Genomic DNA, 10,320 nt, shown 5'->3' with positions numbered 1-10,320 from the left:
GCGGACCGAGAAGCCGGAGAGGCTGGCGAGGAAGCCGTACGAGCGGGAGCTGCTGCGGCTCCAGGAGGAGCTGGTGAAGCTCCAGGAGTGGGTGCGGGTCGAGGGCGCCCGGCTGGTGGTGGTCTTCGAGGGCCGTGACGCCGCCGGCAAGGGCGGGGCGATCAAGCGCGTGACGGAGTACCTCAACCCGCGCATCGCCAGGGTCGCGGCGCTGCCCACGCCGACCGAGCGGCAGAAGACCCAGTGGTACTTCCAGCGGTACGTCGAGCACCTTCCGGCCGCCGGGGAGATCGTGCTGTTCGACCGCAGCTGGTACAACCGCGCGGGCGTCGAGCGCGTGATGGGCTTCTGCAGCGACGAGGAGTACTGGCAGTTCCTGCACCAGTGCCCGACCTTCGAGCGGATGCTGATCGAATCGGGCATCCTGCTGCGCAAGTACTGGTTCTCGGTGAGCGACACCGAGCAGGAGCGGCGCTTCCGGGACCGCCTGGAGGACCCGATGAAGCGCTGGAAGCTCTCCCCGATGGACGTCGAGTCGATCACCCGCTGGGAGGACTACTCGCGGGCCAAGGACGAGATGTTCATCCACACCGACACCCCGGACTCGCCCTGGCACGTGGTGGAGAGCGACGACAAGCGCCGGGCGCGGATCAACATGATCGCCCACCTGCTGTCCACCGTGCCGTACCACGAGACCAGGGCGCCGAGGATCGAGCTGCCGCCCCGCCCCGCCTCGCGCGGCTACCAGCGGCCCCCGCGCGACCTGCAGAAGTACGTCCCGGACCACGCCGCCGGGCTGGACTAGGACACGCCTCGGCCGCCCGGGCTGTCGGGGGCCTCGCATAGGCTTCCGGTGTGGACGAACCGGACCTCTTCACCGCCGCAGCCGAGGAACGCCAGAGCAGGGAGCCCGGCCGCGCGCCCCTGGCCGTACGGATGCGTCCGCGCACCCTGGACGAGGTGGCCGGACAGCGGAAGCTGCTGAAGCCCGGCTCGCCGCTGCGCCGGCTGGTCGCGGGCTCGCGCGGCCCGGCGGCGACCAGCTCGGTGATCCTCTGGGGGCCGCCCGGCACCGGCAAGACCACCCTGGCGCACGTGATCAGCCAGGCGGTCGAGGGCCGCTTCGTGGAGCTGTCCGCGATCACCGCCGGGGTCAAGGAGGTCCGGGCGGTGATCGACGGTGCCCGGCGGGCGGTCGGGATGTCCGGCCGGGAGACGGTGCTCTTCCTGGACGAGATCCACCGCTTCTCCAAGGCCCAGCAGGACTCGCTGCTGCCGGCCGTGGAGAACCGCTGGGTCACCCTGATCGCGGCCACCACGGAGAACCCGTACTTCTCGGTGATCTCCCCGCTGCTGTCCCGCTCGCTGCTGCTCACCCTGGAGTCGCTGACCGACGAGGACGTCCGGGCGCTGCTGCGCCGCGCGGTGGCCGACGAGCGCGGCCTGGCGGGCGCGCTGGAGCTGTCCGCGGAGGCCGAGGACCACCTGGTGCGGCTGGCCGGCGGGGACGCCCGGCGGGCGCTGACCACGCTGGAGGCGGCGGCCGGGGCGGCGCTGGAGAAGAGCGAGTCGAGCATCACCCTGGCCACCACCGAGACGGCGGTCAACCAGGCGGCGGTGCGCTACGACAAGGACGGCGACCAGCACTACGACGTGGCGAGCGCGCTGATCAAGTCGATCCGCGGCAGCGACGTGGACGCCACCCTGCACTACCTGGCCCGGATGATCGAGGCGGGGGAGGACCCGCGGTTCATCGCCCGCCGGCTGATGATCTCGGCCAGCGAGGACGTCGGCCTGGCCGACCCGACGGCCCTGCAGACGGCGGTGGCGGCGGCCCAGGCGGTGGCCCTGATCGGCTTCCCGGAGGCCCGGATCATCCTGTCCCAGGCGGCCATCGCACTGGCCCTGGCGCCGAAGTCCAACGCGGCCTACCTGGCGATCGACGCGGCGCTGGCGGACGTCAGGCAGGGCCTGGCCGGCGCCGTCCCGTCCCACCTGCGGGACGCGCACTACGGCGGTGCGGGCAAGCTCGGCCACGGCAAGGGCTACCGGTACCCGCACGACCTGCCGGAGGGCATCGCCGCCCAGCAGTACGCGCCGGACGCGGTGCACGGCAAGGAGTACTACCAGCCGACCAGGCGCGGCGGCGAGGCCCGGTACGCGGACGTGGTGGAGTGGACGCGCGGGCGGCTGCGCGGGGAGCGCAGGGTGGAGAAGAAGGACGCGACGAAGGGCGCGAAGGCGGCGGGGAGCCCGGAGCGGACGGCGGATCCCGCGGCCGGGGAGCAGCCCGGGGAAAAGGCCGAGTGATCCACGGGTATACTTCGTCGGAGTGCCATGTCCCGGGACGGCGGCGGGGGAGACCCCACCGACCGGCCGCATCAGCGGGGCACCGGCCGTAGGCCTCCTCCGGGAGGCCCGCACCAGGAGCGTCGCGCACCGTTTCGGTGTCGCGGATGGCCCGGTTCTCCGGGTCCTTCGTGTGACCAGCACGTTTCGTGCCCGGCTCCGGAGAGCGGCTGATCCCATCGCGCAGGCGGCGGGGTTTTCTCCGAGTCGCGACATGCGACCTCCGTCAACACCTGGTGAAGCCGTATTCGTAAGCAAGGAAGGTTTGGTTCATGGCGAACCAGAAGCGTCCCAAGGTCAAGATCGCGCGTGCCCTCGGTGTGCCGCTGACCCCGAAGTCCGTCAAGTACTTCGAGGCCCGCCCGTACCCGCCCGGCCAGCACGGCCGTGGCCGCAAGCAGAACTCGGACTACAAGGTCCGTCTGCTCGAGAAGCAGCGTCTGCGCGCCCAGTACGACCTGAGCGAGAAGCAGATGGCGCGCGCGTTCGACCGCGCGAAGAAGGCCGAGGGCAAGACCGGTGAGGCGCTCGTCGCCGAGCTGGAGACCCGTCTGGACTCGCTGGTGCTGCGTTCGGGCATCGCCCGCACCATCTACCAGGCCCGCCAGATGGTCGTCCACGGCCACATCGAGGTCAACGGCGGCAAGGTCAACAAGCCGTCGTACCAGATGAAGCCGGGCTTCGTGGTGACCGTCCGCGAGCGCTCCAAGGAGAAGGTCCCCTTCCAGGTCGCCCGTGAGGGTGGCTACGCGGGTGAGGGCCAGACCCCGAAGTACCTCGAGGTCAACCTGAAGGCCCTGGCCTTCCGCCTGGACCGTGCGCCGCAGCGCAAGGAGGTCCCGGTGATCTGTGACGAGCAGCTGGTCGTCGAGTACTACTCGCGCTGACCCGGCTTCGCTCTTCGCGAACACCAGCGAGCCCCCGTCGCCTTTCGAGGCGGCGGGGGCTCGTCGCTTTTCCGGTGTGCCGTCAGAGGGCCTCGCCGCTCATCGCGGCGGCCAGCCGCAGGTGCGGCCGGGCCTCCTCGGCGCGGCCCTGGCGCTCCAGGGTGCGGCCGAGCATCAGCCGGGCGTAGTCCTCGGCCGGGTCGGCCTCCAGGATCCGCAGCAGCTCGGCCTCGGCGCGGCGGAGTTGGGCCGAGTGGAAGTAGCTGCGGGCCAGCAGCAGGCGGACGGAGAGGTTGGCCGGCTCCTCGGCCAGGACCCCTTCGAGCATGCGGGCCGCGTCCGTGTAGGCCTTGGAATCGAAGTAGAACTTCGCCATGCGGTACTCGTCGGCGGCGTTGTGGACGGCCATGGTGCTCCTTCCGGGTGGTTCCTTGCCTCCTCAAGCAATCGGCAAGTTTCAACTATTCCGCATCCGCGAGGGCGCCGGTGCGGGCAGCGCCGAGAGCGGGCCCGGGGCCGCCTCCGGGTCGTGCGCGGAGCCCCCGCCGCCGAGCGCCCGGACCACCGCCGCGTCCACGTCCAGCAGGGTGCCGGCCGCGTAGCAGTCCTCGTACTCGTCGGCGGTCAGCCCGGCCAGGGCCCGCTCGGCGCACTCCTGGTGCGGCCCGAAGAAGTTCCGCGAGCCCAGGAAGGGGTTGCCGACCGCGCGCCAGATCCGGTGCGCGGCCCCCTGCAGCACCCGGGCCTCACGCAGGTTCCCCGGTTCGCCCGGCCTGCTCGGCTCGGTCTCCAGCAGCGCCAGCAGGTCGATGCCCAGCACGATGCCGAGCAGGTCGCGGAAGAGGTGGTTCAGCCGGACGCACTCCCGGGCCAGCGCCCGGGCGGGCTGCACGGCGCCGTCCAGCCAGTGCGAGTACGCCATCGCGTAGAGCACGTACCCGTAGGCCCACTGCTCGCCGTGCTCCTCGCACAGCTCGCGGGCCTGGCCGAACCAGAGCTCGCCGCTGTCCAGGTCCCCCTGGAAGAGGTAGGCCAGGCCCAGCTCCAGCATGGCCATCACCACGTTGCTGTTGAGCTCGCCGATGGTCCGGTAGTGCCAGAGCGCCTCCTCGAACAGCTCGGCGGCCCGGTCGGGGTCGTCGCCGACCAGGGCGACGCAGCCCTGGCGGTGGACGGCGTGGGCCAGGGCCCGGTCGTCCCCGGTGTCCAGGGCCTGGCGGCGGCACTCCTCCAGCACCGGGCGGGCCAGGCCGAGGTCCCCCTGGAGGGTGGCCATGTGGCCGGTCACCCACAGGGCCTTGGCCCGGGCCTCGGTGGGCTCGCGGTCCAGGGCGAGCGCGCGGTCCAGCCAGTGCCGGCCCTCGCCGAGGTGGCCGCAGCCCACCCAGTAGAACCAGAGGGTGCCGGCCAGCAGCAGGGCGATCTGCTCCTCGCCCGGCTCGGCGAGGCAGAACTCCAGCGCCGCGCGGAGATTGGCGTGGGCCAGCTCGGTGCGCTCGGCGGTCTCCGCCTGCCGGGGGCCGAACCACTCGACCTCGCCCCAGGTGGCGACGCCCAGGTACCAGTCCCGGTGGCGGCGCAGCAGCCGAGGCTCCTCGCCGGCGGCGCGCAGCCACTGGCCGCCGTACTCGCGCAGGGTGTCCAGCAGCCGGAAGCGCACGCCGAAGGCGCTGTCCTCGCGCAGCACGACGGACTTGGCCACCAGCTCGTCGAGCAGGTCGAGCACGTCCTCGCCCTCGATGCCCTCGCCGGCGCAGACGTACTCGGCGGCCTCCAGGTCGAAGCCGCCGGCGAAGACCGACAGGCGGGCCCAGAGTAAACGTTCCTGCACGGTGCACAGCTCATGGCTCCAGCCGATGGTGGTGCGCAGCGCCCGGTGCCGGGGCAGGGCCGTCCGGGAGCCGCCGGTGAGCAGCCGGAAGCGGTCGTCCAGCCGGGCCGTGATCTGCTCCACCGACAGGGCGCGCAGCCGGCCGGCGGCCAGCTCCACGGCCAGCGGGATGCCGTCCAGCCGGCGGCAGAGCAGCGTGACCGCCTCCGCGTTGGCCTCCGTCACCTCGAAGGACGGCAGCACCGCCCGGGCCCGGTCGGCGAACAGCCGTACCGCCTCCGGCAGCGTGTCCGGCCGTACCGGGCCGACGGGCGCCGGGCCGGTCGGCAGCGGAGCCAGGCCCAGCAGGTGCTCGCCCGAGGCCCGCAGGGCGGTGCGGCTGGTGGCCAGCAGCCGCAGGCCGGGCAGCGCCCGCAGCAGTGCGTCGGCCAGCTCGGCGCAGGCCTCCACCAGGTGCTCGCAGCCGTCCAGCACCAGCAGCAGGCGCCGGCCGTCCAACCGCTCGGTGAGGACGTCCAGCGGCGGACGGGCGGTGCCGTCGGCGAGCCGCAGTGCCTCCAGGACGGCGTGGCCGAGCAGCAGCCCGTCCTGCACCGGGGCCACGTCCACCAGCCAGGTGCCGTCCGGGAACGCGTCGGCCGCCCGGGCCGCGGCGCGCAGCGCCAGCCGGCTCTTGCCCACGCCGCCCGGCCCGGTGACGGTCACCAGCCGGGCCGAGGCCAGCAGGCCGGCCAGTTCGGCCAGCTCCTCCCGCCGCCCGACGAAGCCCGTCACCTCGGCCGGCAGCCGCCCGGGCTCCGGCTCGTACGGCCCCGGACCGGGCTCCCCCGGCCGTGCTCTCCAGTCCCCGGCCAAAGGCTGCTCCCCGTGTTCGGGCCGGACCGCCGCGGTCCGGACGTGCGTCGGGCCGTACGGGCGACGGCCTGCCAGGCAGAACGAGGTGACCGGCCGGTAGGTTACGCGCGCGGATCGCACACCCGACCGGATCGCCGGGGAAAGAACCCGGTCCGGGAATCGGGCGTGGGCGCGATAGGGTTCCGTCTGTAGATCTGCAAGGCGAGGGAGCGCGCAAAGGTGTCCGTGGGAGAGCTGGCCGGATTGCTCGTCGCCGTGTTCTGGGCGGTCCTGGTCACCCTGCTCGCCGTGGTGCTGGTCCGCCTCTCCCGGGTCCTCAAGGAGGCCGCCGTCCTGGTCTCCGCGGTCACCGAGCAGGCCGTCCCGCTGCTGAGCGACGCGGGCGCCGCCGTGCGCAGCGCCAACGAGCAGCTGGATCGGGTCGACGAGATCACCGCCAACGTGCAGGACGCCGCCGCCAACGCCAACGCGCTCTCCTCCACCGTGGCCGCCACCCTGGGCGGACCGCTGGTGAAGGTCGCGGCGTTCAGCTACGGCGTGCGCAAGGCCGTCGCCCGGCAGCAGGGCGGCCTGCCGCCGATGCCCTCGCAGGCCGGCGAGCGCGAGGAGCTGGCCCGGCTGGTCCGGGCCGAGGTGCGCGCCGCGACCGCGCCCAGGAGCGGCCTGCTCTCCCGGGTCCGGCGCGCGGTGAGGGGCTGACGGCATGGTGCGACGCGTCTTCTGGATGGCGGTCGGTGCCGGTGCCACCGTCTGGGCCATGAACAAGGCCAACGAGGCCGTGCACCGGCTCACCCCGGACAGCCTCTCCGGTACCGCCGCCCGCGGTGCGCTGCACCTGGGCGACCTGGCCAAGCAGTTCGCCCGGGACGTGAAGGCCGGCATGGCCGAGCGCGAGGAGCAGCTGAAGGACGACCTCGGGCTGCACGGCACCGCCGTGGCGGAGCCCCGCGCGGACCGCCGGGTCCTGCGCGGCGAGCCGCAGTACCGAGCTATCTCGGCGGCGCCCGGTCGCCCGGCCGCCGCCCTGCCCCCGTCCCGCGCCCGTTCCGTGACCGACGGCGCCCGTACCACCCCCCAGACCACTGAAGAAACGCCCCGCCGCGCCCTGCCGCCGCGGGGCGGCATCCCGAACCGGAAGGACCACTAATGGAGTCGGCTGAGATCCGCCGCCGCTGGCTGCGCTTCTTCGAGGAGCGCGGCCACACCGTCGTTCCGTCGGCGTCCCTGGTCGCCGACGACCCCACCCTGCTGCTCGTCAACGCCGGCATGGTGCCGTTCAAGCCCTACTTCCTGGGCGAGGTCAAGCCGCAGTTCTCGCGCGCCACCAGCGTCCAGAAGTGCGTGCGCACCCTGGACATCGAGGAGGTCGGGAAGACCACCCGGCACGGCTCCTTCTTCCAGATGTGCGGCAACTTCTCCTTCGGCGACTACTTCAAGGAAGGAGCCATCAAGTTCGCGTGGGACCTGCTCACCACGCCCGTCGCGGACGGTGGCTACGGCCTGGAGAAGGAGAAGCTCTGGATCACCGTCTACAAGGACGACGACGAGGCCGAGCTGATCTGGCGTGACGTCATCGGCGTGCCCTCGGAGCGCATCCAGCGCCTGGGCATGAAGGACAACTTCTGGTCGATGGGCGTCCCCGGCCCGTGCGGCCCGTGCTCGGAGATCAACTACGACCGCGGCCCCGCGTACGGCGAGGAGGGCGGCCCGGCCGTCAACGGCGAGCGCTACCTGGAGATCTGGAACCTGGTCTTCATGCAGTACGAGCGCGGCCACGGCGACGGCAAGGACGGCTTCGAGATCCTCGGCGACCTGCCGAGCCGGAACATCGACACCGGCCTGGGCCTGGAGCGCCTGGCCGCCGTCCTGCAGGGCGTCGACAACCTCTTCGAGATCGACACCAGCCGGATGATCCTCGACCGTGCCGCCGAGCTCACCGGCCACACCTACGGCGCCGACCACAAGTCGGACGTCTCGCTGCGCGTGGTCACCGACCACATCCGCACCGCGCTGATGCTGGTCGGCGACGGCGTCACCCCCGGCAACGAGGGCCGCGGCTACGTGCTGCGCCGCATCCTGCGCCGCGCCATCCGCAACATGCGCCTGCTGGGCGCCACCGAGCCGGTGGCCAAGGAGCTCATCGACGTCGCGATCAAGGCGATGGCCCCGCAGTACCCCGAGCTGGAGAGCGACCGCAAGCGCATCGAGACGGTCGTCGTCGGCGAGGAGGCGGCCTTCCTGCAGACCCTGAAGGCCGGCACCAACCTGCTGGACGTCGCGGTCACCGAGACCAAGCAGTCCGGCGGCGCGGTGCTCTCCGGCGAGCAGGCGTTCAAGCTGCACGACACCTACGGCTTCCCGATCGACCTGACCCTGGAGATGGCCGAGGAGCAGGGCCTCCAGGTGGACGAGGCCGGCTTCCGCCGCCTCATGCAGGAGCAGCGGGACCGGGCCAAGGCGGACGCCAAGGCCAAGAAGATGGGCCACGCCGACGTCGCCGCGTACCGCGAGGTCGCCGACAAGTCCGGCGCCAGCGTCTTCACCGGCTACAACCTCACCGAGGGCGAGGCCACCGTCGTCGGCCTGCTGGTGGACGGCGTCCCCTCGCCGGCCGCCTCCGAGGGCGACGAGGTCGAGATCATCCTCGACCGCACCCCGTTCTACGCCGAGGGCGGCGGCCAGCTCGCCGACCAGGGCCGGATCCGGCTGGAGTCCGGCGCGGTGGTGGAGATCCGCGACGTGCAGCAGCCCGTCCCGGGCGTCATCGTGCACTCCGGCGGGGTGCTGTTCGGCGAGGTCGTGCTGGGCGCCTCGGCGTACGCCACGATCGACACCGAGCGCCGCCGGGCGATCGCCCGCGCCCACTCGGCCACCCACCTGACCCACCAGGCGCTGCGCGACGCGCTCGGCCCGACGGCCGCCCAGGCCGGCTCCGAGAACGCCCCCGGCCGCTTCCGCTTCGACTTCGGCTCGCCCGCCGCCGTCCCCGGCAGCGTGCTGGTCGACGTCGAGCAGAAGATCAACGACGTGCTGACCCGCGAGCTGGAGGTCACCGCCGAGGTCATGACGATGGACCAGGCCCGCAAGGCCGGCGCCATCGCGATGTTCGGCGAGAAGTACGGCGACGAGGTCCGGGTCGTCACGATCGGCGACTTCTCCAAGGAGCTGTGCGGTGGCACCCACGTCGGCAACACCGCCCAGCTGGGCCTGGTGAAGCTGCTCGGCGAGTCCTCGATCGGCTCCGGTGTGCGCCGCGTCGAGGCGCTGGTCGGTTCCGACGCGTACCGCTTCCTGGCCCGTGAGCACACGGTGGTCTCCCAGCTCACCGAGCTGGTCAAGGGCCGCCCGGAGGAGCTGCCGGAGAAGATCTCGGGCATGCTCGCCAAGCTCAAGGACGCCGAGAAGGAGATCGAGCGCTTCCGCGCCGAGAAGGTGCTGGCCGCCGCGGCGGGCCTGGCCGACTCGGCCGAGGACGTCCACGGCGTCGCCGTGGTCGCCGCGCAGGTCGCCGACGGCGTGGGCGCGGACGAACTGCGCAAGCTGGTCCTGGACGTGCGCGGCCGCCTCGGCTCGCGCCCGGCCGTGGTCGCCGCCTTCACGGTGGCCAACGACCGCCCGCTGACCGTGATCGCCACCAACGAGGACGCCCGCGGCCGCGGCATCAAGGCCGGCGAGCTGGTCCGGACCGCCGCCAAGACCCTCGGCGGCGGCGGTGGCGGCAAGGACGACGTCGCCCAGGGCGGCGGCTCCAACCCGGCCGCGGTCGGCGAGGCCATCGCCGCGGTGCGCGGCCTGGTCGCGGAGCGCGCCAGCTGATGGAACCGGAGGAGAGGCCCTTCCGGCGCGGGCGGCGGATCGCCGTCGACGTCGGGGACGCCCGGATCGGGGTCGCGTCCTGCGACCCCGACGGGGTGCTCGCCACGCCCGTGGAGACCGTCCCGGCCGGGGTGAAGTCCCAGGCCAGGATCGCCGCCATCGTCGACGAGTACGGCGCGATGGAGGTGATCGTCGGGCTGCCCCGCTCGCTCAGCGGCAAGGAGGGCCCGGCGGCGGAGAAGGTCCGGGCGTACGCGGCCCGGCTGGCGAACCGGCTCTACCCGGTGCCGGTGCGGCTGGTGGACGAGCGGATGTCGACCGTCACCGCGACCCACGGGCTGCGCGCCTCGGGGGTCAAGGCGAAGAAGGGCCGCTCGGTGGTCGACCAGGCCGCCGCGGTGGTGATCCTGCAGACCGCCCTTGAGTCCGAACGGGTGAGCGGACGCCCTCCCGGTGAGAGCGTCGAGGCGGTCGGCTGATCCGCCTGATCTAACGTCCCGTTGAGGGGTCCGTGCGGACGCGCCGAACCAGTCCGGCGGCGGGTGGCCGTCGGACGGGGCATCCATCAGCGGGATCCGGAAG

General features: G+C 72.9%; 9 protein-coding genes. 7 read left to right on the top strand and 2 right to left on the bottom strand.

Annotation, left to right across the window (positions count from 1 at the left end; translation table 11 throughout):
• Positions 1-22 precede the first annotated feature (22 nt).
• From ppk2 to rpsD, 3 genes are all read left to right on the top strand, one after another.
• Positions 23-805 (top strand): polyphosphate kinase 2, encoded by a 783-nt coding sequence (gene ppk2, locus ACWD4P_RS36765; RefSeq protein WP_449782630.1) that lies wholly within the window; start codon positions 23-25, stop codon positions 803-805.
• Positions 806-855: 50 nt separating this feature from the next.
• Positions 856-2,310 (top strand): replication-associated recombination protein A, encoded by a 1,455-nt coding sequence (locus ACWD4P_RS36760; RefSeq protein ID WP_449782629.1) that lies wholly within the window; start codon positions 856-858, stop codon positions 2,308-2,310.
• Positions 2,311-2,621: 311 nt separating this feature from the next.
• Positions 2,622-3,236 (top strand): 30S ribosomal protein S4, encoded by a 615-nt coding sequence (gene rpsD, locus ACWD4P_RS36755; RefSeq protein WP_063346792.1) that lies wholly within the window; start codon positions 2,622-2,624, stop codon positions 3,234-3,236.
• A gap of 82 nt (positions 3,237-3,318) precedes the next feature.
• On the opposite strand, the gene ACWD4P_RS36750 is transcribed toward rpsD, so the two are convergent.
• Both ACWD4P_RS36750 and ACWD4P_RS36745 read right to left on the bottom strand, forming a co-directional pair.
• Positions 3,319-3,645 carry a tetratricopeptide repeat protein gene (locus ACWD4P_RS36750; RefSeq protein WP_359822148.1) on the bottom strand — a complete coding sequence of 109 codons (327 nt, stop codon included), beginning with the start codon at positions 3,643-3,645 and terminating at the stop codon, positions 3,319-3,321.
• A 48-nt stretch (positions 3,646-3,693) separates the two neighbouring features.
• Complete coding sequence (locus ACWD4P_RS36745; RefSeq protein ID WP_449782628.1) at positions 3,694-5,922, bottom strand: ATP-binding protein; 2,229 nt, start codon at positions 5,920-5,922, stop codon at positions 3,694-3,696.
• Positions 5,923-6,141: 219 nt separating this feature from the next.
• Between ACWD4P_RS36745 and ACWD4P_RS36740 the strand changes: the two genes are divergently transcribed.
• The 4 genes from ACWD4P_RS36740 to ruvX are packed head-to-tail and all read left to right on the top strand — an operon-like array spanning position 6,142 to position 10,217.
• Positions 6,142-6,621 carry a DUF948 domain-containing protein gene (locus tag ACWD4P_RS36740; RefSeq protein ID WP_449782627.1) on the top strand — a complete coding sequence of 160 codons (480 nt, stop codon included), beginning with the start codon at positions 6,142-6,144 and terminating at the stop codon, positions 6,619-6,621.
• 4 nt (positions 6,622-6,625) lie between these two features.
• Complete coding sequence (locus ACWD4P_RS36735; RefSeq protein ID WP_359822157.1) at positions 6,626-7,069, top strand: DUF6167 family protein; 444 nt, start codon at positions 6,626-6,628, stop codon at positions 7,067-7,069.
• Entirely contained in the window at positions 7,069-9,738 is a 2,670-nt protein-coding gene (alaS, locus tag ACWD4P_RS36730) for an alanine--tRNA ligase (RefSeq protein WP_359822159.1), read from the top strand. Before ACWD4P_RS36735 ends, alaS begins: the two co-directional genes overlap by 1 nt.
• Positions 9,738-10,217, top strand: a complete 480-nt coding sequence (gene ruvX, locus ACWD4P_RS36725) for a Holliday junction resolvase RuvX (RefSeq protein ID WP_359822161.1) — start codon at positions 9,738-9,740, stop codon at positions 10,215-10,217. The genes alaS and ruvX overlap by 1 nt, the downstream gene beginning before the upstream one ends.
• Positions 10,218-10,320 lie beyond the last annotated feature (103 nt).

The organism is Kitasatospora sp. NPDC002543, from assembly GCF_053594915.1.
The sequence above is the reverse complement of the archived record's forward strand: the minus strand, read 5'-3'. Positions and strand labels throughout refer to the sequence as shown.